Annotated in this window: 19 protein-coding genes; 10 read left to right on the plus strand and 9 right to left on the minus strand. The window is 35.6% G+C overall.

Going from position 1 to position 22,494, the window contains the following annotated elements:
- Positions 1-249 precede the first annotated feature (249 nt).
- Entirely contained in the window at positions 250-864 is a 615-nt protein-coding gene (locus PBT89_RS02995) for a DUF4230 domain-containing protein (RefSeq protein ID WP_270063330.1), read from the plus strand.
- Here the strand turns inward: PBT89_RS02995 and PBT89_RS03000 are convergent.
- The 3 genes from PBT89_RS03000 to PBT89_RS03010 all read right to left on the minus strand — a co-directional run bounded on the left by PBT89_RS03000 (position 861) and on the right by PBT89_RS03010 (position 3,642).
- Positions 861-2,621: an aromatic amino acid hydroxylase gene (locus tag PBT89_RS03000; protein ID WP_270063331.1), complete on the minus strand. Its 1,761-nt coding sequence runs from the start codon at positions 2,619-2,621 to the stop codon at positions 861-863. The genes PBT89_RS02995 and PBT89_RS03000 overlap by 4 nt on opposite strands.
- A 134-nt stretch (positions 2,622-2,755) precedes the next feature.
- A complete protein-coding gene (locus PBT89_RS03005) occupies positions 2,756-3,295 on the minus strand; it encodes a DUF4136 domain-containing protein (protein ID WP_270059228.1) in 540 nt (179 codons plus the stop codon).
- 179 nt (positions 3,296-3,474) lie between these two features.
- Positions 3,475-3,642 carry a DUF5522 domain-containing protein gene (locus PBT89_RS03010; protein ID WP_270059227.1) on the minus strand — a complete coding sequence of 56 codons (168 nt, stop codon included), beginning with the start codon at positions 3,640-3,642 and terminating at the stop codon, positions 3,475-3,477.
- A 33-nt stretch (positions 3,643-3,675) separates the two neighbouring features.
- Between PBT89_RS03010 and PBT89_RS03015 the strand changes: the two genes are divergently transcribed.
- The 4 genes from PBT89_RS03015 to hemL are packed head-to-tail and all read left to right on the plus strand — an operon-like array spanning position 3,676 to position 7,144.
- On the plus strand, positions 3,676-4,002 hold the full coding sequence (locus PBT89_RS03015; RefSeq protein WP_270063332.1) for a hypothetical protein: 327 nt from the start codon (positions 3,676-3,678) through the stop codon (positions 4,000-4,002).
- A gap of 39 nt (positions 4,003-4,041) precedes the next feature.
- Complete coding sequence (locus PBT89_RS03020) at positions 4,042-5,001, plus strand: 1-aminocyclopropane-1-carboxylate deaminase/D-cysteine desulfhydrase (RefSeq protein ID WP_270063333.1); 960 nt, start codon at positions 4,042-4,044, stop codon at positions 4,999-5,001.
- Position 5,002: 1 nt separating this feature from the next.
- Positions 5,003-5,827, plus strand: a complete 825-nt coding sequence (locus PBT89_RS03025; RefSeq protein ID WP_270063334.1) for a glucosaminidase domain-containing protein — start codon at positions 5,003-5,005, stop codon at positions 5,825-5,827.
- Between the two features lie 24 nt (positions 5,828-5,851).
- On the plus strand, positions 5,852-7,144 hold the full coding sequence (gene hemL / locus PBT89_RS03030) for a glutamate-1-semialdehyde 2,1-aminomutase (protein WP_270063335.1): 1,293 nt from the start codon (positions 5,852-5,854) through the stop codon (positions 7,142-7,144).
- A gap of 68 nt (positions 7,145-7,212) precedes the next feature.
- On the opposite strand, the gene PBT89_RS03035 is transcribed toward hemL, so the two are convergent.
- Together PBT89_RS03035 and PBT89_RS03040 are read right to left on the minus strand one after the other, a co-directional pair.
- On the minus strand, positions 7,213-7,701 hold the full coding sequence (locus tag PBT89_RS03035) for an ATP-dependent metallopeptidase FtsH/Yme1/Tma family protein (protein ID WP_270063336.1): 489 nt from the start codon (positions 7,699-7,701) through the stop codon (positions 7,213-7,215).
- Positions 7,702-8,192: 491 nt separating this feature from the next.
- Positions 8,193-9,704 (minus strand): GH3 auxin-responsive promoter family protein, encoded by a 1,512-nt coding sequence (locus tag PBT89_RS03040; protein ID WP_270063337.1) that lies wholly within the window; start codon positions 9,702-9,704, stop codon positions 8,193-8,195.
- A 112-nt stretch (positions 9,705-9,816) separates the two neighbouring features.
- Between PBT89_RS03040 and PBT89_RS03045 the strand changes: the two genes are divergently transcribed.
- From PBT89_RS03045 to PBT89_RS03055, 3 genes are all read left to right on the plus strand, one after another.
- Complete coding sequence (locus tag PBT89_RS03045; protein WP_270059220.1) at positions 9,817-10,611, plus strand: DUF2797 domain-containing protein; 795 nt, start codon at positions 9,817-9,819, stop codon at positions 10,609-10,611.
- A gap of 9 nt (positions 10,612-10,620) precedes the next feature.
- Positions 10,621-11,181: a sugar O-acetyltransferase gene (locus tag PBT89_RS03050; RefSeq protein ID WP_270063338.1), complete on the plus strand. Its 561-nt coding sequence runs from the start codon at positions 10,621-10,623 to the stop codon at positions 11,179-11,181.
- 134 nt (positions 11,182-11,315) lie between these two features.
- Positions 11,316-11,771 carry a hypothetical protein gene (locus tag PBT89_RS03055; RefSeq protein ID WP_270063339.1) on the plus strand — a complete coding sequence of 152 codons (456 nt, stop codon included), beginning with the start codon at positions 11,316-11,318 and terminating at the stop codon, positions 11,769-11,771.
- Positions 11,772-11,846: 75 nt separating this feature from the next.
- On the opposite strand, the gene PBT89_RS03060 is transcribed toward PBT89_RS03055, so the two are convergent.
- From PBT89_RS03060 to PBT89_RS03070, 3 genes are all read right to left on the minus strand, one after another.
- Positions 11,847-13,043 (minus strand): IS256 family transposase, encoded by a 1,197-nt coding sequence (locus PBT89_RS03060; RefSeq protein ID WP_270061650.1) that lies wholly within the window; start codon positions 13,041-13,043, stop codon positions 11,847-11,849.
- A gap of 167 nt (positions 13,044-13,210) precedes the next feature.
- Complete coding sequence (locus PBT89_RS03065) at positions 13,211-15,910, minus strand: AsmA-like C-terminal region-containing protein (RefSeq protein ID WP_270063340.1); 2,700 nt, start codon at positions 15,908-15,910, stop codon at positions 13,211-13,213.
- Between the two features lie 57 nt (positions 15,911-15,967).
- A complete protein-coding gene (locus tag PBT89_RS03070) occupies positions 15,968-16,669 on the minus strand; it encodes a queuosine precursor transporter (protein WP_270063341.1) in 702 nt (233 codons plus the stop codon).
- A gap of 110 nt (positions 16,670-16,779) precedes the next feature.
- On the opposite strand from PBT89_RS03070, the gene folK reads away from it, so the two are divergent.
- On the plus strand, positions 16,780-17,907 hold the full coding sequence (folK, locus tag PBT89_RS03075; RefSeq protein WP_270063342.1) for a 2-amino-4-hydroxy-6-hydroxymethyldihydropteridine diphosphokinase: 1,128 nt from the start codon (positions 16,780-16,782) through the stop codon (positions 17,905-17,907).
- A gap of 452 nt (positions 17,908-18,359) precedes the next feature.
- Here folK and PBT89_RS03080 read toward each other — a convergent pair whose 3' ends face one another.
- Positions 18,360-18,902: an RNA methyltransferase gene (locus tag PBT89_RS03080; RefSeq protein WP_270063343.1), complete on the minus strand. Its 543-nt coding sequence runs from the start codon at positions 18,900-18,902 to the stop codon at positions 18,360-18,362.
- Between the two features lie 246 nt (positions 18,903-19,148).
- Between PBT89_RS03080 and PBT89_RS03085 the strand changes: the two genes are divergently transcribed.
- Positions 19,149-22,388, plus strand: a complete 3,240-nt coding sequence (locus PBT89_RS03085) for a S41 family peptidase (RefSeq protein WP_270063344.1) — start codon at positions 19,149-19,151, stop codon at positions 22,386-22,388.
- Positions 22,389-22,494 lie beyond the last annotated feature (106 nt).

The following is a 22,494-nucleotide window of genomic DNA, read 5'->3' on the forward strand; positions in this document are numbered from 1 at the left end:
ATTATGTGATATATATTTTGAATATTATAAAATAATTGTAAATTACGCACTGTAAATTAATTCTAATTTATTGATTGAAGTATTCGATTTAAGAATACGATGATTAATTAAACTTTCTTTTCTAAAATTTGTTTGGGGTAGATTTTAGAAATTTTACTCTTATGGACGGGTGGGGCCGTCCATAAGTTTTTTATAACACTTTCCTATTTTTAAATTCCTATCTTTAAATTCAACTTTAATTTTTATACAATGAAAAAGTTCCTGTTAGGAGCGGTTGCGGTTTTACTTATCGTTTTTGGATATCGCTATTATGAAAATCGACAAAATGAGCGTGAAGTATTAGAACAAAACTCTCAGCTTATTCAGGAACAAATTAAAAATGTAGGTAAACTGGTGGTTACCGAAGGTAATTTCTCTCAGGTTTGGTCGTATAAAGATTCAAAAAAGTTTTATTTAGATGTGTTTTCAGCAAGAAAAAAAGCACTAATTGTTGTGAATGCAAAAGTAACAGTAAGCTATGATCTAAGTCAGTTGGAAACCGAGATCGACCAAGAAAATAAGCGTGTTATCATAAAAAGTATCCCAAAGCAAGAACTCAATATTTATCCGGATATTCAATATTATGATGTTACACAAGATTATCTAAATCAGTTTGACGCTTCAGATCACAATAAGATTAAAAAGAAAGTTACCGCTTCTTTAAAGAAAAAAATAGAGGCTTCCACTATTAAGACGAACGCTCAAAACAGGTTGGTAAGCGAATTGTCCAAAATCTATATTTTAACAAATACCATGGGCTGGACCTTAGAATATAATGACATGCCGGTAACATCTCAAAATGATTTACAGGATATCAAACTTTAGATTTTAGGAGCCAGTTTATCTTTAGCCATAGCAATTCCATCTTCTATCAGATGAGCGATTTTAGGTTTTTTTTGCTGAAGTTTTTCTAAATGATCTTTACATATTTTGGCTAATTCTGGATCATGCGCTAGCGCCAATTCATAAATTTCAGTAGTTAATAGCCAATCGTTCTGGTGGTCTTTTTTAAGAATATCGAATGCAGCCTGAATGCTAAATTTTGTGTTTTTTCCTTCTCTAAAATTGCGTACAGCTTCGTATAAGTCTTCGAGTTCTTTTTGTTTTGAAGTCTTATCAGGTTTAATTGAATTTGAGCTCGTTTTATGGGTAACTAAATCGAACGAATGATGATCTGCCGGTCCTGCAAATGCCGATACTATTTCTTTGCCTACGGCCATATCGTATCTTCCCCATTCCGGTTTAAATAAAACTTGATCTTCATATTTTACAGTACAGTTTCTAAAGCTTATAAGAACTATTTTTCCTTGTAGGTTTCTGGTTCCCGTAATTATTTCGCCGTTAACAATAATACCACCTTCAAATTCTAGCTCAATATTTTCTCCTTCGTAAATTTTATAGGCTTTTAAGTCACGCGGACTCATATCTTCAATGGCTAAATTGATACCTTTTAATTTTCCGATAGGTGAGCCAAAACCTTCGGGATGTGATTTTGTACCATGTCCAATCAATTCTTTTTCTCTAGAAGCAAGTGCTGTTTTTCCTTTCGTTTGAATATAAATTGGTTTTCCTTCAAATTCGATCACATTTTCAAAATTCGCTGAAACCTGCAAGCCGGTACTAAATTCGATAGTGCCCAAGCCTTTTGAATCTATCAATTTTTTAATTCCGCTTAAGCCGCCTTTTCTAAGCGCCATTTTATTAGCGAATTCTTCTAAAACCAGGCTTAAATGTGCAAAATCGGGAGTTACATACAACTGCGGTTGTGGCTTTGTAATATCAAACTCCTGATGCATAGCTTCGATAGAATAAGGGATTTTTTTTACATTCTCGGTCATGCAGGACTTGCTTTCCCCAATCGACGATAACAAACCGGCACCATAAATCTTTGGATTTTCAGGAGTTCCTATCAATCCGTATTCTACTGTCCACCAGTGTAAGTTTCTAATGAGCGCCATTTCACTCGGCTCAACATTTTTGTCCTGCAGTTCACCAATAAGTTTTTCAATAGCAGCTATTTCTTTAAGCGGAGTTCCTTCAGCTTCTTTTAAAATAGAAAGTTTTCTAATAGCTTCGTAAACTTCGTAATCATGAGAGCTTGAAATTGCTTTGCATCCAATTTCTCCAAAACGCCTCAAATATTCGGCATATTCTGGATTAGCTATAATTGGTGCATGCCCGGCGCCTTCATGAATAATATCGGGTGCAGGAGTGTATTCGATATTTTCCAGTTGCCTGATGTCGCTAGCAATTACCAAAACATTAAACGCCTGAAATTCCATAAATGCAGCCGGCGGTATAAACCCATCTACCGCCACCGCTGCCCAGCCAATTTCTTTTAAGATTCGATTCATCCCGTACATGTTTGGAATATGATCTATAGAAATTCCAGTTTGCTCAAGTCCGTCTAAATAAGATTTATGCGCCACTTTGCTAAGGTACGCTACATTTTTGCGCATAACATATCGCCACACCGCCTGATTGATTGGTGTATAGTCTTCATAATTTTGTGGTTTAATGTATTGCTGAAGATGCTTTGGTAAACGTTCTAAAATTTCATTGGACTCAATTGAATTATGCATAAAGTTGTAGCGTATTTTAGTATTGAATATACGAAATTTTAAAAGAAATAAGTTGAATTTAAAAAATATGGCAATAAAAAAAGCCTTTCGTAGGAAAGGCTAAATTTAATTTTTGAAAGTTGCAAAATGTTCTTTTATTCCTCAGATCCAGGAGGGTATTTTTCTAGGATTTTAGAAACAATCTCGTTTATTCTTTCCTGTTTTTTACTCACTTTTTCAGCAAGAGCAGCAGTACCCATTCCCTGCCAAACCAATTCTTTAGTTTCAGCATCAATAAGATCAATATATAAAGTTCCGTCGCTAGTTCTATTTACTGTATTGAATCCTGTATTCCAATACCATGGAGACCATCCCCAACCATAACCCCATCCAGGATTATTTTGATAAATATTTATATTCTCATGTGTCTTAGTGAAAATACTTACTAAAAGATCTGGACTTTGTGATTTTTCGAAGCCTTTTTCATTCATGGAAGCTTCAATAGCTCGCATAATACGTTTCTTATCAAGATCAGATATTTCAGCTTTATCGACTCCCGGCTTAAAAAAAGCGAAAGAGCTGTAAGAATTAAAATTGGCTTCACGATCATAATCAGAGGCTACTCTCACACTGCTACAAGAAGTGAAGAAAATGGCCAAAAGCAACAACACAGGAGTAAATTTTAGAACTTTCATAGGTGTTATATTTTATAATTTATAAAATGCTAAGCAAGTATGCTAAACACTTGTTAGACTGATTTGTAATCTCAAATATCATGCCGAATTAATCTATTTTATCTATTCTGAAAATCACTATATCTATACGAATAAGCCTCCATCTCTTACAATTATATAAAATAGCCATCACTTATGTTTTATTGAGAATTAGTCTTTTTATCATAGCCGTAAGGGCAATGCCGGCAACCACTCTCACAGCAATAGCCTCTTTTAAGATGATATTGCTCTGTGAAACATTTGTAACCTTCTGGCGTTAAATAATAGTCACCGTCTTCTAAAGGTATTTTTTTTCTTGAAAAACTCATGAAAACAAAATTACAATTCTTAACTTGAAGAAAATGATTTTGATTAATAAACATATTCTGGGTAAAAACTTTATTGCGGTCACCATTTGGCCCGTGATCTTTGTAAAATCTGCGAAGTACAAAGAAGATGATTTATTAGTGAATCACGAGAAAATTCACTTACGCCAGCAATTGGAGCTTTTAGTTGTTTTCTTTTATATTTTTTATGCTGCGGAATTTCTTTTTGGCTGGATAAAATATAAAAATGCGATGACAGCCTATCAAAATATCAGTTTTGAGGTTGAAGCATATACAAATGAAAAAGATGAAGATTATCTTGAAACCAGAAAGCCCTTTTCCTTCCTAAAATATTATCGCTAAAATCTTTGTTCCAATTTTCGCCTTTCTCATCTTTGCAATATGAATGCTTCGGAAAACATCGAATCGATATTCCATAGAGAAGAGCCTGTTTTTTCTCGAAACGACTTTATTACAAAGTTTGAAGATAAGAATATTGAAGTCTGGTTAAAACGTGAAGATCTGCTGCATCCCGAGGTTTCAGGGAATAAATTCAGAAAGCTGAAATATAATGTTCTAGAAGCAAAAAGACTTCAAAAAAAACGAATTTTGACTTTTGGTGGTGCATTTTCTAATCATATTGCCGCTACGGCTGCAGCCGGAAGAATTCATAATATTCCTACATTCGGAGTGATTCGTGGGGAAGAGCTGGGAAAAGACCTTCAAAAAACGCTAAAATCAAATCCTACTTTAAAGTTTGCTTCACAAAATGGGATGCAATTTCACTTTATTGCAAGAGAAGATTTCCGAAGAAAAAATGATCCTGATTTTATCGAATCTCTTTATGCTGAATTCGGAGATTTTTATTTGGTTCCCGAAGGCGGAACAAACGAGTTTGCTATACAAGGTTGCGAAGAGATTTTAAGTAAAGAAGATAAGAATTTTGATTTTATTTGTGTTGCGGCAGGAACCGGTGGAACGGCTTCAGGATTGATAAACGCTTCAGCTGAAAATCAAAATGTTCTGGCCTTTTCAGCATTAAAAGGAGATTTTTTAAAAGATGAAATTGGCCGTTTCAGCAATAAAAAAAATTGGACACTCGTTAGCGATGAGTATTTTGGTGGTTATGCTAAAATAAATGAAGAGCTGGTAAGTTTTATTAATGAATTTAAGACCGAGTTTAGGATTCAGCTTGATCCCGTTTACACCGGCAAGATGATGTTTAGTGTTTTTGAGATGATCAAAAAAAATCAATTTCCTGAAAATTCCCGTATTTTAGCGATCCATACGGGCGGTTTGCAGGGAATTGCAGGGATGAACCGACGATTGGAGAAAAAGAAAATGAGTTTAATTATTGAATAATATGAGGTTGAAACCTTATTTAGTTTTAGTGGTATTTGCACTTTTTATGGCTTCCTGCGGAAGTAAAAAAAAGGTGACTACACGTAAAAACCGAAAAGATAGAAATGAAGCGGTGATTAATAACCGTAATCAGGGAAATAGAAATACCGAAACTCCGGCTGAAATTGTGGATGCTGAAACCATGCCCGTGAGAACCTACGATTTTACGGTAGAAAATTATATTGCAGATTATGCACCTATAGCACAGCAGGAAATGCATTTATATAAAGTACCTGCAAGCATCACTTTGGCGCAAGGGATTTTAGAATCGGGTTCTGGGAAAGGGAGATTAGCACAACAAGCCAATAACCATTTTGGGATTAAGTGCCACGATTGGCAAGGCGATAAAATTTATCACGACGACGATCGCAATCAGGAATGTTTTAGAAAATATAGACATCCAAAATATTCTTTTAGAGATCATTCATTATTCTTAGCAGAGCGTCGGCGCTACGCCGAACTTTTTGATCTTGATCAAGACGATTACAAAGGCTGGGCAAAAGGTTTACGCCAGGCCGGTTATGCTACAGATCGTCGTTACCCGCAAAAGCTTGTAGATTTAATAGAACGTTACGAGCTATATCGTTACGATGCGGAAGTTTTAGATCGTCCTTCTCCTAATTATACAACCGAATTTGAAGCAAAAGGCGATAGCTATATCGTTAAAAAAGGAGATACTTTATATTCTATTTCAAGACGCTATAATACCACTGTAGAAGAAATTAAAAGTTTAAATAATTTAAGTGGCACCAATATTGAAATTGGACAAGTTTTATTAGTAAAATAACGACCATAAGAAAATTGCAATTATATGATTTATCAAAGAAGTAGTGCCTTATTTGCTGAAGCTAAAAAAGTGATTCCGGGCGGAGTAAACTCGCCGGTTAGAGCTTTTAAAGCAGTAGGAGGAGATCCTGTTTTTATTGAAAAAGCAGAAGGGGCTTATATTTATGATGAAGACGGAAATAAATTAATCGATTATATCAATTCCTGGGGGCCAATGATTCTTGGCCATGCACACAAACCTGTAGTTGATGCCGTGATCGAAAAAGCCAAAAAAGGAACTTCTTTTGGAACTCCGACCGAAATTGAAACCAAAATAGCCGAATTAGCGGTAAAAATGGTTCCTAATATCGATAAAATTAGAATGGTAAATTCGGGTACCGAAGCTTGTATGAGTGCGGTTAGATTGGCCAGAGGTTTTACCGGGAAAGAGAAAATCATCAAATTTGCCGGTTGTTATCACGGGCATAGCGATTCTTTTTTAATTCAGGCTGGGAGTGGAGCGATGACTTTTGGTACGCCAAATAGTCCGGGAGTTACCCAGGGAACAGCTAAAGATACTTTGCTAGCCGCTTATAATGATTTGGATGGTGTAAAGAAGATTGCTGAACAAAATAAAGATGAAATTGCCTGCATTATTATAGAACCTGTTCCAGGAAATATGGGTTGTATTCCTCCGGCTGAAGGATTTTTGGAAGGTTTGAGAAAGCTTTGCGATGAAACCGGAATTTTACTGATTTTTGATGAAGTGATGACCGGTTTTAGGTTAGCTGCAGGAGGTGTTCAGGAACGATTAGGGATCAACGCAGATATTGTCTGTTTTGGGAAAGTAATTGGCGGTGGTTTGCCAGTAGGTGCTTTTGCTGCCAGAAATGAAATTATGGATTATCTGGCTCCGGTTGGGCCGGTGTATCAGGCAGGAACTTTAAGTGGAAATCCGCTTGCTATGGCTGCAGGATTAGCCATGTTAACTGAATTGTCTGAGAATCCTGAGATATTTAAAAGTATCGATAAAAAGACTGAATATCTTCATAAAGGAATGGAGAAGGTATTGAAAGAAAACGGAGTAAAACATACAATTAACCGAGTAGGTTCGATGATTTCGGTTCATTTCTCTGAAGATGCGGTAAGCGATTTTGCTACTTCTGCGGAAGCTGCAAAAAATGGAAAATTCAATACTTTTTTCCACGGAATGTTAGAAAACGGAATTTATATCGCACCGAGTGCTTTTGAAACTTGGTTTATAAGTGAAGCTTTAAGCTATGAAGATCTTGATAAAACGATAGCAGCGGTAGATAAAGTAACTAAAGATTTCGATTAATATCGATTTTATATAAATTCAACCGGCATTTTGATTTTTCAGAATGCCGGTTTTTTGTTTTTAGATTGTCATCTTCGTTTCGTAGTAAGATAAATAATAGGTCCAAAAAAAGGAACGAGTATTGAAATCATAGCATATAGGATTTTTTCTAAATCTCCAGCTGTAGATTTAATGACCTTTCTTAATGAAATCCACAATAATATAATGTGAATAAGTAAGAGGATGGGAACAAGAAGATTAAAAAGTTGCCATAATAATATTCCTGTATTAGTAACATTTGTATTATAGGTGATATCTATATTTTCTTGCTGAGAGTGTAAATTATCTATAAATTCTTCGATATTACCTATTTCGCTAGCCTTAAGTTTATAAGGTGCCTTTTCTGAAGTATAAATGAATATATCTTCGCGATCTTCGATTACCACTTTCTCGATTTCTTCGGAAGGTAAAATTTCTTCTTTAAATTCAGTAAGTGATATTTCTTTAGAATCTTTACCGCATCCAACTGATATTAGGCAAATTAAAACTGGAATAAGAAATAGTAAGGATTTTCGCATATTTTGTTGTTTTAGATAATTCACGGTTAAAGCTAATATTTAAAACTAAAATATAGAAAATACGTGAGTTTTAAAGCTTTTTATTGCTGAATTACTTAAAGGTTTTTATTTGAAAATCATCATTTTGAATTTTAGAAAGCCATTATCAAAGAAAAAACCTAGAATATTATATATTCGAACTTCGCCGGTAGATTTATTCTTTGCTTCGACTTGTAAATCCAAAATTGAATGTTTGCAATAAGTCATAATGAGGTATGGTTAATATGAGCTTCATTCAGGGTCTTATCACTTTAATTTGCTTTACAATATAATATGAGATTCCGGATCAAGTCCGGAACGACGACAATTTAAAATTAGTTGAAGGCCGCTCTCTGAGAACGAAAAGCTAAAAACTCTTCTAATAATCGCTAATTGTTTATTGAATATTGAAGAAAACTGCCTACTGCCACTGCTTACTGATAACTGTAAAACGTGAACTATTAAATAATCGCCTACATCATCCCTAACAATTCCTCCACATAATCTCTAGAGTTCGATAATCGCGGGATTTTATGTTGTCCACCTAGTTTACCGTTTTTCTTCAACCAATCGTGAAATAACTTTTCTCTTGCTACATGAATCTTAGGCGCATTAAGTGTCATATTTAAATAGCGCTTCGCCTCGTAATCACTATTTACTTGTTGTAATGCCTGGTCTAGATCTTCATTAAATTCCGACATCGATTTTGGCGGATGCTTAAACTCGATAATCCACTCGTGCGCTCCTTTTTCTTTACCATCCATAAAAACCGGGGCGGCAGTGTAATCTACGATCTCGCAATTGTTGGTAAGCGATGCTTTTTTTAGTGCAGTTTCAGCATTTTCTATAATCAATTCTTCACCAAAAACGTTAATGTGATGTTTTGTTCTTCCAGATACTTTTATGCGATAGGGACTGGTAGAGGTAAAACGAACCGTGTCGCCAATTTTATAGCGCCATAGACCTGCATTGGTTGTAATAACGATGGCGTAATTTTTACCAATTTCAACTTCAGAAAGTGGTATAATTTCTTCCTCATTGCTTCCGTAGGTATGCATAGGAATAAATTCATAGAATATTCCGTAGTCTAACATTAACAGCAAATCTTTGTTATCATTTTGATCCTGGCAGGCAAAAAAACCTTCTGAAGCATTATAAATTTCGTAATATCTAAAATCTTCGTTAGGTAAGATTTTTTGATACTGAGCTGCATAAGGATCAAAGCTAACACCACCATGAAAATAAACTTCAATATTGCGCCAAACTTCAAAAATGCTTTCTTTACCGGTATGTTCTAAAACATTATTTAGTAAAACCAGCATCCAGGAAGGAACTCCGGCAAGACTGGTTACATTTTCTTTGATAGTTTCTCGCACAATCGCATCCATTTTAGTTTCCCAATCGTGCATCAAAGAAACTTCGTTGCTTGGCGTGCTACTAAACTCGGCCCAAAATGGCATATTATCGATAAGAATGGCCGAAAGATCTCCAAAACTTGTTCCGTTTTCTTTATAGATTTCTTTACTTCCGCCTAAGCGTAAACTTTTTCCTGTGAAAAATTGAGAGCCGGGATTATTGTTTAAATACATGCAAAGCAAATCTTTACCAGCGGCATAATGGCAATGTTCTAAAGAATCCTCGCTTACTGGGATAAATTTACTTTTAGCGTTTGTAGTTCCACTAGATTTTGCAAACCATTTTATAGGTGTTGGCCAAAAAATGTTATTTTCTCCTAACCGACTTCTTTCAATAGCTTCATAATAATTTTCGTAAGAATGTAAAGGAACACGAGAAGCGAAATCCTTATAGGATTTGATTTCAGAAAAGGCATATTTTCTACCAATCTCTGTGTTTTTAGCTTTATAAATAAGTCCTTTTAAAAGCTCATCCTGTACATCGTGAGGGTATTTTATAAATAATTCCATCTGGTGAATACGCTTCTTAAGAAACCATGAAGCAATGGAATTTACTAATGGAATTGGCATTTATTTATTATATATTTATCAACTCTTTACAGAGCTTTTTGGTTGGTAGGTTAAAAATAACCGAAACTTTGAAGCCTGCAAAAACGCATCAGTTAAAAATAATGAAAAAGATATGAGATACGAAGGTGTGCTCACCAAAATGAAAACAGAACTGTTGGAAAATGTAGAATATTATCTAGATTTTGAGAACGATTTTTTGAATATGAATCAACTTCTAGAGAAAAACTTAAGTTTAAATTTTCTACGTTTTCAATGCCTTAACTGTGGGCAACAAAAGAAAATTTTTAGACAGGGTTTTTGTTATGATTGTTTTAGCTCGATTCCGCAAGCCGGGGAATGGATCATGAAGCCAGAACTAAGTAAAGCACATTTAGATCTGGAAGATCGAGATTTAGAATACGAAAAAAGAGTGCAGCTAACGCCACATATTGTGTACTTAGCAAATTCGAGTAATGTAAAAGTAGGCGTGACTCGTAAAACTCAGGTGCCCACACGATGGATCGATCAGGGAGCACACGAAGCAATTGAAATTGTTGAAGTTCCTAACAGGTATTTGGCCGGGATTACAGAAATTGCTCTAAAAGCGCATGTTTCTGATAAAACAAACTGGCGAAAAATGCTTACCAATGATATTTTAGATTTGAATCTGGAAGAAGAGCGAGAAAAATTGAAAGATTTTATTCCTGAAGAAGCCAAAGCCTATTATTTAGCCGATCAAAAAGAAACCGAAATTAAGTTTCCTGTCAAGCAATTTTCACCAAAAATTAAAACGCTGAATCTTACAAAATCACCATTTTATCAGGGAAAATTAATGGGTATAAAAGGTCAATATTTATTATTTGAAGATGGAACTGCTTTTAACGTTAGAGCCCATGAAGGTTTTGTGGTAGAACTTAAAGTCGCTTAAAACCAAAATATGAAATCACAAAAAGAGAAAATGCTTTCCGGCGAATTATATTTTGCCGGTGATGCAGAGCTGACGAAGGAGCGTATGAGAGCTCGGGAGCTGATAAAAAAATATAATTCTATTCCCGAAGATCAGACGGAAAAACTAACTGCTGTTTTACGGGATTTGATTCCGAATGGTGGAAAAGAATTAGTTGTTCAGCCGCCTTTTTTTTGTGATTACGGATATAATATCAAAACTGGAGATAGTGTTTACTTCAATTTTAATTGTATAATTTTAGATGGCATGGAAGTGAGTATTGGTGATAGAAGTATGTTTGGTCCCAATGTGCAAATCTATACAGCTTCACATCCTTTAAAAGCAAAAGAAAGAGCTTCGCTTTTAGAATTTTCAAAAGCTATTGAAATTGGTGACGATGTTTGGGTTGGTGGTAACGTGACTATCTGTCCAGGTGTGAAAATCGGGAATCGCGCTGTGATAGGTGCTGGAAGTGTAGTTACTAAAGATATTCCTGATGATGTTTTTGCTGCCGGAAATCCTTGCAAAGTAATTAAGAAAATAAAGCAATAATTTTTGCTGTTTAAACTAATAAACAAGATTTATGCTGAAGTTATCGAATCTTGTCCAGTTGTTATTTGCAACTTCTGTGCTTTTTGGACAGGAAATGGAACATCCACAAAAAAAAGTATTCTGAAGACTCCAAAATGGAAGTCGTTAATCTATTGAAGAGTGCAAATGCAGAAGATCAGGTCGCTCTGTTTATAGAAGATCAATTTATAGGAAATCAGACATTATACGCAACATTAAATCCAGATAATATTGAAAGTCTTAAAGTCGAGAAAGAGCCTTTTATCCTCGATAGCGTTCATTTTGATGGTAAAATAATTATTACCTATATAGACGAATATCAACCTGAATATGTATCCATAAAAAGTATTATTTCAGAACAGATAGATATTGAAGATCCAATTGTGGTTCAAATTGACGAGGAGTTTTTAGATGTAGATTATACTATTTGTAAAATAGATAAAAATTATCTTCTAAAATTAATGGTAAAGAAGATCCCGACTACTAAAAAAGATGATAGCATTATATTAGTGAAATTTGTCACCAAAACAGCTGCTAATATCGCAAAGGCAAATGCGATAATGATCAAATAAACACTAAATATTGAAAAAAGAGACACTATCCCGTAAAGTGTGTAAGTTTTAAATAAGGGGGTTTGGCTTTATTACTTAAAGTCGAACCCTTTCTTCATATATAGTTAAGAACTGATTGAGGATAATTCCCCAGTTTCTAACCGGCATAGTCCACTTTTTTGTGGCTTCCCTTAATGCCAAATATACTGATTTCATAACAGCATCATCTGTTGGGAAGGATAATTTATTCTTGGTGTACTTCCTGATCTTACCGTTTAAATTTTCAATCAGGTTGGTGGTGTAAATGATACGCCTGATCTCGAGTGGGAATTCATAGAAAACTGTAAGATCTTCCCAGTTGTCTCTCCAGCTTTTAATAGCATAGGAATACTTGTCATTCCAATTGCGTGCAAAATCCTCTAGGGCAGCTTCTGCGGCCTGTTTGGTCGGAGCATCATAGATGAGCTTCATATCCTTTGTAAAGGCTTTTTTATCTTTCCAGACCACATACCTGCAAGCATTCCTGATCTGGTGGACTACACATATTTGCGTTCTGGATTCCGGGAATACGTTTCTAATGGTATCGGTAAATCCATTCAGGTTATCTGTAGCGGTGATCAGAATATCCTCCACACCACGGGCTTTCATATCAGTAAGTACGCTCATCCAAAAAGCCGCAGATTCATTCTTACCCAGCCATAGGCCAAGAACCTCTTTCTTTCCATCCCTCCTAAGACCTACTGCGATATAAATCGTTTTGTTGACTACCTTGGAGTTCTCTCGTACCTTAAACACAATCCCATCCATCCAGACAATAAGATAAACCGGCTCTAAAGGGCGGTTCTGCCAGGCGACAATATCATTGCTAATCCGGTCAGTTATTCGGGATATGGTGGAAGTAGAAACATCAAAACCATAGACTTCAGAGATCTGTTCTTCGATATCACTATTGCTCATTCCTTTGGCATAAAGAGAGACAATTACATTCTCGATTCCATCAACCATATTCTGCCGCTTTGGAACAATCATGGGATTAAAGGATCCGTCCCTGTCTCTTGGAACCTTTATAGAATCTTCTCCATAGGAACTGCGAACCTTCTTCTGGGAATAGCCGTTGCGGGTATTACCTTCTTTAGATCGCTGGTTTTTCTCGTAATCAAGGTGACCATCAAGCTCACCTTCCAGCATTTTTTCCAGACCACGCTTTTGGAGTTGTTTTAGGAAATTACTGAGTTCTTCTCCGGATTTGAACTGCTTTAAAAAATCATCGTCAAATAAATCTTCTTTTTTCATTACTGTGTAAATATTAGAGGCCTGAAATTACAGGCAAGATTAAAAAAATATCGGGGTTTGCAAACCCCGATATTTTCTACTTACACAGTTTTTGAGATAGTCCCAAAAAAGAAAACCCGCTAAAATTCTAAAAATCTTAGCGGGTTTTCTTTTTTCTGCTCATTGCTCTACTGCGCAGTATCTTTCTTCTTTTTATTCTTATTTAAAAGTCCGCCTAAGATTGATTTAGCAGCATCTTCGATTTTTTTCTCCTGAGTTTTTGTGGTGTCTGCAGTTTTCGTAGGTTTTGCTGTACCGGTACTGTCTGTAGTAGCTGTATTATCCTGTCTATTTTTTCCTAATTGTTTATTAATAAGATCATTTAAAGCATTAGTGCCTTTTTCTTTCAGCTTATCCTTTTGTTCTTCTGCAATTTTCTGGGTCAAGCTGGTAATTGCCTGTTGCATATTCAGGTTGATTTTTGGACTTTGGAAAGTTCCGTTTAAACCTACCGGAATTTCAACCATTGTATTTTCAAGACTCGATCCGCTAAGTTTGCTTAACGTACTACTTACTTGGTTTCCTAAATATTTTGCTGGAACATCCAGATCCAATTTATAATTCATATTCATATCAAACCCGTGGCTCCCTGAAATTTTTACCAGAATATCTTTAATCTTGAAATCGAAAGGTTGGATATTCACCGCACCATTATCAAAAGTTAATTTAGTTTTCAGATTACTCAAATCAATTTTATCTAAATCAATAAAATTAATTTGATCGTCTAATTTTGATAAAAGCGGCATTTTTTTAGAATCGATATCTGCCGTTAAAATTTGAGCCAAAGCATCACCGGCTAAACTTGTTAATATTGGGGTTAGGTCGTTATTTAGGTTACCGTTGAGTTTTAAGTTAGTCTGAATTTTTCCTTGTAGTGCATTGGCAATTGGCGCTAGGCCTTGCATTAACTCTAATCCATTGAAAGATTCAGCAATACTAATCGCATTCAAATCTAACGACATGTCGAAAGTAGGCGTTGGTGTTTTGGTAGAAACATTTCCGTTTAAGGCAATTTTTCCGCCGAATATATCTGAAGTGATATTTTGCAGCGTAGCGGTTTCGTCGCGAATAATCACTTTACCTTTGGCATTGGTAAGCTTCAAGTTATCGTATAAAATGTTGTTAGCATTAAAAGTAAGGGCTACATCAAGAAAAGATGGGATTTTTATAGCCTCTTCGCCAGTGGCTACTTTTTCGGTTTTAGGCGTTTCAGCAGTATTTTCTTCGGAAGTTTCCGCAGGCTTCTCTTCGGTTTGTGCCACCATAAAATCGTTCACTGCAAAAGTATTCGATTTTACGTTGAAGTCTCCTTTTAATTTTTGATCAGTAAACAGGAATCCCATCAAATTCTGTATAGTTCCGTTTGCTTGCAGATCGGTTTGGCCGGTAGTTAAATTTAATTCAGGAACCGAAACATTACCCTGAGCCAAGTTTACTTTAGCGCTTGATATTTTTACTTCGTTCGGAATTTCCGGAGATTTATAACTAAAGTTTTTAATACTTGCCGTACCACTACTTTTTACATTCTGGTATTGTTCTTTTTCGATACTATTCATATCGAAATTGGCTGAAGCATCTACCGTTAAAATTCCGTTTAAATCTAAATCCATATCTAGCGGATAGGCCTTATCGAGATTGGCTAAATTTAGCGTTCCATCCAGATCAAGATCAACAAGCATATTGCCCATTAAGTTTTTTACACTTCCGTTAGCTGCAAAACGATCTTGATCGATTCTGAATTTTACATTGTTGAAGGTTAAATAGGTATCTTCTACAATTCCGGTTTCATTTAAAACCCGAAGATCAAGATTAATGTCTTCTACACTTTTTGGTAAATCGGGATATTTAAATGAAGCATTATTTGAGGTTACTGAAATATCTAATTTCGGAATATAGGTGTCGTTAGCAGTTCCTTTAATCATGCCGTTTACCACAAAATCACCTTTAGTTTCAACATTTTCGATATTTTTCGCATACACCTCCGGGATTACCGCCAAGAAGTTTTTAAAGTCAGACGAAGGTGTTTTGAATGTTAAGTCGATATTGGTATTATCACCATCAACTTGTACAAAACCATCAAAAGTAAGCGGTAATTGATTTATTTTTGCTTCATTTTCTAGAAACGTATATTTCATATTTTCTAAATCCATTTGAAGCACAGCATCTAGCGCTACTTTATTTCGGTTTAAATAATTAATACTATCAAATTCGAAAGAAACTATGGCTTCAGTATCGGTATCTAATTCGGTTTGATCGAGCGAAAAATCTCCGGTTCCGCTATGGTTTAATTCTTCTAATCGCAAGGCCATTTTAGCGCCTTTATCGATATAATTTAATCGGGAATTATTGATTTCGTAATGTTGCAGGTCTAAAATTAATCCGCCTGTTGTATCTGGTGGAGTAGTTTTATTTGTTGCTGTAGTATCTACTTTTGCAATATCGTAATTGGCTTTTCCCAAAGAGTCTACCAAAATATTTAGGTAAGCATTGTTGATTTTAAATTCATCAATTTTTTTAGCTTCATCATTGCCTTTAAAAAGTTCTTTAATGCTCATCTCTAATGTTAGCTCTTCAACATCAGCAAGTGTATCGCCTTCAAAAGGCGCATTGTTTATAACGCTAACATCGCTAAGGACTACTGTGGCTTGTGGAAAACTTCGGAATAAACTTAAATCTAAATCTGCAAATTCTACTTTGGCGTTTACATTATCGTTGATGGTTTTTTTGACGAAATCTTCAATTTGTGATGAAAATATAAATGGAGCTGCGATTAGTAACAATACAATCACCAGCAGTGTGATTCCTATAATTTTAAAAACTTTTTTCATAGTCAGATCAGTTTTGTAAGTCGTTTTTGTAATGTGCTAAGTTTTGGTTAAACTTAGTTATTCCTCTAGTGTAAGTTCTTCTCCTTCAACTAATTTAAAACGTTTTCTAATGCCATAGACAGCAAGATATAGAAATGGTGTGTCGCAAATGGCTACAATTACTTTAAACAGAAATCCGCTAAGTAATAGAACACCAAATTTATCCCATTCAATTTTGTTAAAGCTACATAACAAAATAAGAACCGAAGCCGTATCTACAAACTGAGATAAGAAAGTCGAGAAATTATTCCTAAGCCAAAGATGTTTTCCTTTAGTCAGTTTTTTCCAAAAATGAAAAAGCTGAATATCGATATATTGGGCAAATAGATATGCAAGCATCGAAGCTATCACAGCAATGGCGGTAGCACCAAAAACTTTAGTGAAGAGCGCGTCTCCAATTGGTGACCAATCTGTTGCCGGAACAGCATTTGCCGTGTAAATAATCAGTAAAGAAAAGAGCGATGCAAAAATTCCTGCGGTAACTACTTGGTTGGCTTTCTTTTTACCGTATACTTCGCTAATAATGTCCGTGATCAAAAAAGTGACCGGATAAGGTAAAATACCCACTGAAATTTCAAATTTGTAAATTCCGAAAAAATCCCAACTAAAAAATTTTTGAAATATTAAATTAGAAACTACCAGGGATGCAATAAACAAAGACGCTAAAATCAAATAAAATCGATACGCTGTTAGTTTATCTTTAAGCTTCAATTTGGCCAAATTATTTTTTTAAAAGACTTCCTCGCAAAATTAAGGGTATGTGCTTTTGTTTTGCTTAATTTGCTGTGAAATTATAGCAGATCCCTTATTAAAATTTTCTTAATTAAAGTTTGAAATCCCCTAAGATAGTACATATAGCGCTGGGAAGCAATGAAGGAGAGCGTTTTGAGATTTTACAAAATGCCATAGGTAAGATTTTTGAAGAGATTGGTGAGATCGTTCAGATTTCTTCGGTTTATGAGACGCCAGCCTGGGGTTTTTCTGGAAATGCATTTCTTAATGCCTGTATTGCGGTTTCTACACGTTTTTCTGCGGAAGATGTGCTGCGGAAGTTATTAGCGATTGAAGCTCATTTTGGAAGAAAAAGAAGTGATTCTAAAAATTACCAAAATCGAACTTTAGATCTGGATGTTTTACTGGTTGAAGATGAAGTTAGTGAAACCGAAATACTAACATTGCCGCATCCACAAATACAGAATCGACGTTTTGTATTGCAGCCTTTAAATGATATAGCTGCGAACGAAACGCATCCGGTTTTAAAAAAGAAAATTCAGCAATTATTGTTGGAAGTAAAAGATGAAGCTAAATTAACTAAGATCGATGCAAAGCTAGAAACGCCAAAGATTGCGAATAAATTTAGTTCTTGTAATTACATTGCAGTTGAAGGAAATATTGGTGCCGGGAAAACCAGTTTCTCCACGATGGTTTCGCAAGATTTTAATGCGAAGTTGATTTTAGAACGTTTTAAAGACAATCCTTTTTTACCGAAATTCTACGAAGATCAGGAGCGTTATGCATTTTCTCTGGAAATGTCTTTTCTGGCCGATCGGTATCAACAATTGTCTGATGATCTTGCGCAATACGATTTGTTTAAAGACTTTGTGATTTCAGATTACGATGTTTTTAAATCGCTTATTTTTGCAAAAATTACCTTGGCAGAAGATGAATATTCACTCTACCAAAAGTTATTTCATCTGATGTATAAAGAGTTGGTGAAGCCCGATTTGTACATTTATCTGTATCAAAATACCGAGCGTTTACTTCAGAATATAAAAAAACGAGGGCGGGAATACGAACAGAATATTCAGCCCGATTATTTAATGAATATCAATAAAAGTTATCTCTCTTTTATAAAGTCTCAAACCAATATGAAAGTCCAGATTATCGATATTTCTGAACTGGATTTTGTAAATAACCGTAACGATTATTTGAAGCTGTTAGCGGAGATTGATTTGTAGATTACAGATACCAATTTACAGTGGTCGTCTTTCCGTGCTTGATACGGAATCTAATTATGTTGGATGCGATGGTGAATCAAGTTCAGCATGAAGAAAAAATAGGTTTATTTGGATTCATTCATTTTCTTTTTTCCATTGCCGAAAAAAGAAACAAAAAAGTCTAGGCTTACTAAACTTACTCTAAATTGTACGTTCGGAAGCTGAATTTTAGAAACTCGCTATCGCTCAGACAGCCTAAAATTAAGACGCTTCTCTTACTTCCAATTTTACGAGTAATTTTCGGTAGGCCGTTTTGTATACTACTTATAAATAGTAATTGTAAACTCAATAGTCATCATTCAGAATTCAAAAATTTTCATCTTGATTCCTGCATCTTGACGCTCTCGTCTTTTCTTTATTTTCTGAAATCTCACCTCTATAATCTCACCTCTAAGGTCTAGCAGCGCAGCGTTCTAATCCTGAAATTTTAGTTTAGAATACAGATCCCAAAGAATAACTCCCGTACTTACCGAAATATTTAGCGAATGTTTGCTTCCGGCTTGCGGAATTTCAATAACGCCATCGCTTGCTGAGACTACTTTTTGTTGCACTCCTTTAACTTCATTACCAAAAACTACCGCAATTTTTTCGCCCATTTCAGGTTTAAAATTGTTTAGCATTACGGCACCTTCAGCTTGTTCAATAGCGAAAACTTTTGTGTTTTCTTTCTTAAGTTTTTCTACTAATTCTAAAGTATCTTCAACATGTTCCCAAACTACGGTTTCTGTAGCACCAAGGGCCGTTTTCTGAATGTCTTTGTGTGGTGGTTTTGCAGTGATTCCGCATAAATAGATTTTTTCAATCAAAAACGCATCGGCAGTTCTAAACACAGATCCAATATTATTTAAGCTTCTAATATTATCCAAAATAACAATAATTGGCGTTTTTTTAGCTTCTTTAAATTCTTCAACCGACTTACGATTAAGTTCGCTGTTTTTGATCTTTCTATTTTTCATGCCGTAAAAATAAAAATATTTGCTGGCTTTAACATAGAGATTATTGCTTATAGAAATTCAGAATTAATAATTAAAAACCAATTTTTTATAAAATGAGAAATGATTTTATAGAATTATGCTGAAAATAAAAGTTTTTGATAATACCTACATTTAAGCGTGAATTGCCGTAAGGCCTTGCTATTTCAAAGCTCAGCTTTTTTTGGCATCTTTGAGAGGTCAATAACTTCAAAAACAACAATCCATAACATGAAGAAAGTTCTCTTTTCAATTTTTGCCATTCTTTTGGCTGTTGGGCAAAGTTTTGCTCAGGTCACCCCAAAATGGATTAGATACCAATCTATTTCTCCAGATGGTGAAACCATTGCATTTACGTATAAAGGCAATTTATATACAGTTGCAGCGAGTGGTGGCGATGCAAAACAAATCACATTTCATAAAGCTCACGATTATATGCCGGTTTGGAGCAAGGATGGTAAGCAATTGGCATTTGCTTCAGATCGCTACGGTAATTTTGATGTTTTTGTGATGGATGCTTTGGGCGGCCCGGCAACAAGATTAACGTATCACAGTAACGATGAGCATCCGTATTCTTTTTCCGCAGATAATAAGTCGGTTATTTTTGGGGCTGTTCGCCAGGATTTAGCGGAGCACCGCCAGTTTCCTACCAGCTATCAACCAGAATTATATAGCGTTCCTGCTGAAGGTGGGCGAGTAGATCAGATTTTTACGATCCCGGCAGAATATGTTCAGGTAAGTGAAGATGGGAAAACAATGGTGTATCATGATAAAGTTGGCGGAGAGAACGAATGGCGTAAACACCACGTATCTTCGGTAACTCGTGATCTTTGGAAATACGATGTTGAAAGTGATACACACACGATGATCACTTCGTTTAAAGGAGAAGATCGTCAGCCGATTTTTGATGATTCTGAAGAAAATTTATATTACTTAAGTGAAGAAAGTGGCAACTTTAATGTTCATAAACTATCAATAGAAACCCCTGAAAAATCTGAGCAATTAACCGATTTTAAAGATTTTCCGGTTCGATTTTTAAGTTTTGGTAATGGTGTTTTAGCTTTTGGCTATGATGGTGAATTATACACCATGAAAGAAGGTAGCGAGCCTAAAAAAGTGAATGTAACTATTAGAACGCAATCTGTAGACAATAGCGATAATTATATAAATATTAGAGATGGTGTTCGCGAAATGGAAATATCTCCAAACGGTAAAGAAATCGCTTTTGTCGCTCGCGGGGAGGTTTTTGTGACTTCTGTAGATGGATCTTTAACAAAAAGAATAACCAATACGCCAAACCAGGAGCGCTTTGTGTCGTTCACTCCAGACGGAAAATCGGTGGTGTATTCTAGCGAGCGTGATGGAAAATGGAGTATCTATAAAACCGAAATTGTAAGAAAAGAGGAGCCTTTTTTCTATGCTTCAACCTTACTAAAAGAAGAGCCGGTTATCGAAGGAGAAACTGATAGTTACATCCCAAAATATTCTCCAGATGGTAAAAAGCTGGCGTATATTTCAGGAAGAAGAACTTTGCGTGTAAAAGATCTGGATTCAGGTAAAGAAATTGATCTTTTAACTCCTGAAGATCTATTTACCATGAGCGATGGCGATAAAGATTTTACCTGGAGCCCAGATAGCAAGTGGCTTTTGATGAGCTGGGGAAAATTGCTAAGTAATAATGAAGTCTTATTACTTGCCGCAGATGGCAGTAAGCGTGAAAATTTAACCGAAAGTGGTTACCAGGATTATAATCCTAAATGGGTAAACGATGGGAAGCAAATGCTTTGGTTTAGTAATCGAAACGGACTAAAAAGTTATGCGACCAGCGGTAGAACTGAAGCTGATGTGTATTCGATGTTCTTTACGCAGGATGCTTATGATAAATTCAATATGTCTGAAGAAGATTATAAGCTAATGAAAGCTGTTGAAGAAGCTCAGAAAGAAGATAAAGACGAAGACAAAAAGGACGATAAAAAAGATAAGAAGGACAAGAAAGACAAAAAAGTTGAAGAGCTTAAGTTCGATTGGGACGGCCTGGAAGAACGCAAAAAACGACTTACTACGCATTCTAGTAGCTTAAGTGATGCGGTACTTTCTAAAGACGGAGAAAAGATTTATTACCTGTCGAGTTTTGAAGATAAAAACAATCTTTGGGAAACTAATCTTAGAACCGGAGAAACTAAAATGGCAGTAAAACTGAATTCCAGAGGTGGAAGTTTAGTTTGGGATAAAAAACAGGAGAATCTTTATTTATTAAGCGGTGGAAACATTTCTAAGATCGATGTAGATAAAAGTAAATCTGAAGGAATCAAGATCGCCGGAAATATGGATTACGACGAAGACGCTGAACGAGAAAAGATGTTCGATCATGTGTATATAAGAACAAAAAATATTTTCTACGAACCAACATTCCACGGAAAGAATTGGGATTCGTTATATGTTCAGTATAAAAAATATCTTCCGCATATCGGGAACTCATATGAGTTTGCTGAAATGCTTTCTGAAATGTTAGGAGAGCTAAATGTTTCGCATTCGGGAGCTCGATATAGTAATCGCAGTGACGACGGAGACGAAACGGCTTCTTTAGGAATTTTTATGGATTATGATTTTAAAGAAGACGGAATCAAAATTACCGAAGTCATTAAAGGCGGGCCTTTAGATAAAGCAGCTTATGATATCAAAGCGGGAATGATTATCACCGCAATAGATGGGCAAACGATAGAAAGCGATCAGGATATTGCTAAATACCTGAATCATAAAGCCAATAAATTTTTGTTGTTAGAGATCAATGATCCTGAGGCCAAAGAGCCGAATCAAATTACGATGAAGCCAATTTCTTTAGGTGAAGAACGCAGTTTATTGTACAATCGTTTTGTACGTATTAACCGTAAAGAAGTTGAAGAAAAATCTGATGGAAAATTAGGTTACGTACATATCCCTGGAATGAGCGACGAGCCTTATCGTTCGATCTACGAAGATATGATGGGTAAATATTTTGAAACCGAAGGGGTGATCGTGGATACACGTTTTAATGGCGGTGGAGATCTGGTAGCAGATCTTGCAGCATTCTTTACAGGAACGCCTTTTATCACTTACGAAACGGAAGCTAAAGTTGTAGGCGGCGAGCCAACTTCACGATGGACAAAACCTACGCTTTCACTTTTCAATGAAAGTATGTATTCAGATGGGCATTGCTATGCGAGTGGATATACAGATCTTAACATTGGTACAACGATTGGTATGCCGGTACCGGGAACTTGTAGTTTCGCAGGTTGGGAAGGTCTTGCCGACGGTACGCGTTGGGGAGTTGTTCCTGTAAGTGCTAAAAATAAAGCTGGAGAATGGATGGAAAACAATCAAACCGAACCAGATATTATCGTGAAAAATATGCCTGGTGTGATTAGCGAAGGTCGCGATCAGCAACTGGAAAAAGGAATCGAGGTTTTACTCGATCAGGTAGCCGAAGAATAAATTATTATAAAATCAAATCATAAAAGCTCCGGGATACGTTCTTCGGAGCTTTTTTATTTCCGCAGTTCTAGTAAGGTTTTAGTAAATTGAAAGACCATTTTGAAGA

The sequence above is a fragment of the Zunongwangia sp. HRR-M8 genome (assembly GCF_027594405.1).
Classification (GTDB): Bacteria; Bacteroidota; Bacteroidia; order Flavobacteriales; family Flavobacteriaceae; genus Zunongwangia.

Coding starts and splice junctions, on each gene's coding strand:
- PBT89_RS03085 (WP_270063344.1), top strand. CDS start 19,149: ATGAAGAAAGTTCTCTTTTCAATTTTTGCCATTCTTTTGGCTGTTGGG.
- PBT89_RS03020 (WP_270063333.1), top strand. CDS start 4,042: ATGAATGCTTCGGAAAACATCGAATCGATATTCCATAGAGAAGAGCCT.
- PBT89_RS03045 (WP_270059220.1), top strand. CDS start 9,817: ATGAGATACGAAGGTGTGCTCACCAAAATGAAAACAGAACTGTTGGAA.
- PBT89_RS03065 (WP_270063340.1), bottom strand. CDS start 15,910: ATGAAAAAAGTTTTTAAAATTATAGGAATCACACTGCTGGTGATTGTA.
- PBT89_RS03050 (WP_270063338.1), top strand. CDS start 10,621: ATGAAATCACAAAAAGAGAAAATGCTTTCCGGCGAATTATATTTTGCC.
- PBT89_RS03040 (WP_270063337.1), bottom strand. CDS start 9,704: ATGCCAATTCCATTAGTAAATTCCATTGCTTCATGGTTTCTTAAGAAG.
- PBT89_RS03015 (WP_270063332.1), top strand. CDS start 3,676: ATGATTTTGATTAATAAACATATTCTGGGTAAAAACTTTATTGCGGTC.
- PBT89_RS03005 (WP_270059228.1), bottom strand. CDS start 3,295: ATGAAAGTTCTAAAATTTACTCCTGTGTTGTTGCTTTTGGCCATTTTC.
- hemL (WP_270063335.1), top strand. CDS start 5,852: ATGATTTATCAAAGAAGTAGTGCCTTATTTGCTGAAGCTAAAAAAGTG.
- PBT89_RS03035 (WP_270063336.1), bottom strand. CDS start 7,701: ATGCGAAAATCCTTACTATTTCTTATTCCAGTTTTAATTTGCCTAATA.
- PBT89_RS03080 (WP_270063343.1), bottom strand. CDS start 18,902: ATGAAAAATAGAAAGATCAAAAACAGCGAACTTAATCGTAAGTCGGTT.
- PBT89_RS03055 (WP_270063339.1), top strand. CDS start 11,316: ATGGAAGTCGTTAATCTATTGAAGAGTGCAAATGCAGAAGATCAGGTC.
- PBT89_RS02995 (WP_270063330.1), top strand. CDS start 250: ATGAAAAAGTTCCTGTTAGGAGCGGTTGCGGTTTTACTTATCGTTTTT.
- PBT89_RS03060 (WP_270061650.1), bottom strand. CDS start 13,043: ATGAAAAAAGAAGATTTATTTGACGATGATTTTTTAAAGCAGTTCAAA.
- PBT89_RS03025 (WP_270063334.1), top strand. CDS start 5,003: ATGAGGTTGAAACCTTATTTAGTTTTAGTGGTATTTGCACTTTTTATG.
- PBT89_RS03010 (WP_270059227.1), bottom strand. CDS start 3,642: ATGAGTTTTTCAAGAAAAAAAATACCTTTAGAAGACGGTGACTATTAT.
- PBT89_RS03000 (WP_270063331.1), bottom strand. CDS start 2,621: ATGCATAATTCAATTGAGTCCAATGAAATTTTAGAACGTTTACCAAAG.